The 2576-nt window shown below is 55.3% G+C and carries 3 protein-coding genes and 1 pseudogene; 2 read left to right on the plus strand and 2 right to left on the minus strand.

Annotation, left to right across the window (positions count from 1 at the left end; all coding sequences use genetic code 11):
- Positions 1 to 1266 (plus strand): type IV secretory system conjugative DNA transfer family protein (locus tag Q1M04_RS16040; RefSeq protein WP_300448919.1); only part of this gene is annotated, 1266 nt, incomplete at its 5' end.
- Between the two features lie 3 nt (positions 1267 to 1269).
- Entirely contained in the window at positions 1270 to 1524 is a 255-nt protein-coding gene (locus Q1M04_RS16045) for a helix-turn-helix domain-containing protein (RefSeq protein ID WP_300448922.1), read from the plus strand.
- Between the two features lie 374 nt (positions 1525 to 1898).
- On the opposite strand, the gene Q1M04_RS16050 is transcribed toward Q1M04_RS16045, so the two are convergent.
- Positions 1899 to 2309 carry a hypothetical protein gene (locus Q1M04_RS16050; protein ID WP_300448924.1) on the minus strand — a complete coding sequence of 137 codons (411 nt, stop codon included), beginning with the start codon at positions 2307 to 2309 and terminating at the stop codon, positions 1899 to 1901.
- 43 nt (positions 2310 to 2352) lie between these two features.
- A pseudogene (locus Q1M04_RS16055) lies at positions 2353 to 2576 on the minus strand (triacylglycerol lipase); the annotation flags it as partial.

Below are 2576 nucleotides of genomic sequence, written 5' to 3' on the forward strand. Positions count from 1 at the left end.
GCCAAGGCGGAGAAGTACGCAAAAATATTAGCGAAAACCATCATAAACCCAGAAGGTGATGCCGGTAATTATGGGCAGAACCAGTTCTTTTACGATTCTGCTGAGGGACTGCTTACAGCAGTCGTTCTCCTGCTGGCGGAGTATCTGCCGCCTACAGAGGAGGCTCCCCAGGAGCGGCGGCACATCGTCAGCGTGTTCAAGCTGGTGCAGGATCTGCTGGCGCCCAGCAAGACCGCCAAGGGCAAGAACGGCTTTCAGGTCATGATGGACACACTCCCCGACACGCACAAGGCACGGTGGTTCGCCGGAGCCGCTCTCAACTCGGCGGAACAGGCCATGGCCTCGGTCATGTCCACGGTGCTGTCCAGGTTGAACGCCTTCCTGGACTCCGAGCTGGAGCAGGTGCTGTGCTTCGACAGCGCCATTGATGCGGAAGCTTTTGCCTCCCAAAAGTCTGCCATCTTTCTCGTTCTGCCGGAAGAAGACCCCAGCAAGAACTTCATGGCCGGCCTGATGATCCAGACACTCTCTCGTGAGCTGTTCTCCGTGGCGGACGAGAACGGCGGCAAGCTGCCCAACCGGGTGGTGCTGTTCTGCGATGAGCTGGGCACCATGCCCGCCTTCGACATCCTGCCTCTGTTCAGCGCCGGCCGCTCCCGCAAGCTGACCCTGGTGCCGATCATTCAGTCGCTGGCACAGCTGGAGAAAAACTATGGGAAGGAGGGCTCTGAGATCATTCAAGACAACGTCCAGGACACGATCTTCGGCGGCTTCGCCCCCAACTCTCAGACCGCCGAGGTGCTGTCCAAGGCCCTGGGCAGCCGCACCGTCATGAGCGGATCGGTGAGCAAGGGCGGTGGGAAAGACAGTGCCAGCCGCTCCCTCCAGATGATGGAGCGGCCTCTCATGACGCCGGATGAGCTGAAGTCCATCCCCAAGGGCCAGTTCGTGGTTATGAAGACAGGGACACACCCCATGCAGACGCGGCTGAGGCTCTTCCTGGACTGGGGCATCTCCTTCGGTGATCCGTACCTGCTGCCGGAGCGGGCCGCCCGGACCGTGGCCTATGCCAATAAGCAGGAACTGGAGCAGGCGATCTTCCGCTGTCACCACGCACAGCAGACGGAGAGCGATACCCCTCCCGCTCCCCCGGTTCCTCCGAAAACTACAGCCGCCAGAGGCGGCGCGTCCTACGCTCAGGCCAGACGCACCAGGCGGGAGCCGCCTCCCCCTGTGGTTGTCCGCACAGATGGGGGGCAGGAGTAGTCTATGGGATACTTCGAGAAGATCTATCAGTCCGACCTGAACCACCGAGCAAGGGCTGTGTATATGTACCTGAAGGACCACGCCGACAACGAGGGCAAGTGCTGGCCGGGGATACGCACGATCTCCGCAGAGCTGCGGCTGTCCCGCTCCACCGTCAAGCGGGCACTGGATGATCTGTGCAAGGCGGAACTGATCTCCAAGGAGCATCGCTGGCGGGAGAACGGGAGCCTCAGCTCAAATTTATACCGGCTGAAGTAGTGCGAAAAAATAAAAGTTCTCCGCCAGGGGGTTATTGCGTCCTGGCGGAGAACCGAGGGTAGGTCCACTGTGAACCAACCAGAAGGGCCCACTCTAGGGGAGAGTTTAAGACAGAGAAAATGACAAACAGGCTCTAAGGGTCGTTAGGATAGACACTGCTCTGACAGAAAGCCGAGCAAAGCCGACAGGTAGTGGCAGAACTGAAAGCCGTACATACCCCAAAATCCCGCAGCTATGAAATTACCTCCTCATGGGGCGATTTTACGGCATCAGGCCGTGTTGCTGCTACCAACTATTCCGCAACTATGGGTTGCAAGCTGTGTTTTAGCCGGTTTTCGCAACAAAACTGATATGGCATATTACACAGAAATTACTCAATCGTCAAAAAGTGAAGTGGAAAACATGGAGCCGCCCCATTCATCTCCATCATCTGCATCTGCTGTAAAGTCTTTATAGTACGCTACAAAACTATCAATAATCTCATTTCTGGAACGGATAGACTCATTCTCAGCACCGCCATTTTTCAGACTGCCTATCCATTCTTGGTCTATCATACAACCAACATCAAAATTTATTCCATGCTTTGCCTTTTCGAGCAGAGGTACATCAGCAATATTGCCGAGGCAAAATAAATAACCACAAAGTACCCGTATATATTCCGAACTGCCTTCTTGAAAGCACTCTATTTCCTGTTCAATCAAATTTCGGATTTCGCCTTTAGAGATTTCATCAAAGTCAAAACCATATTTTTGAACAAGCAATTCCGCTCTTTTTTCATTAGTCATACACCGCTCCCCCTATGCCAAACATAATTGTATTATTCCTCGCTCAATACCCCCGGCTCTTCAAATCCGCCGCCAGCTTTACATAGAACTCCCGCACATCGAAGCCCCGGATGTTCTCCCGGTTCAGATCCACCACGTCCCCGTGGGAGATGCCCCGCTTCCCCTGGGGCTCCAGGAGAGTGAACCGCTCTCCCCACTTAGCCGACTCCACCGACACCAGCCCGTCGTTCAGGCCGTCGAAGTGCTTGACGATGGGGTAGGTCATAT

This window comes from uncultured Oscillibacter sp., from assembly GCF_950073225.1.
Taxonomy (GTDB): Bacteria; Bacillota; Clostridia; order Oscillospirales; family Oscillospiraceae; genus Oscillibacter.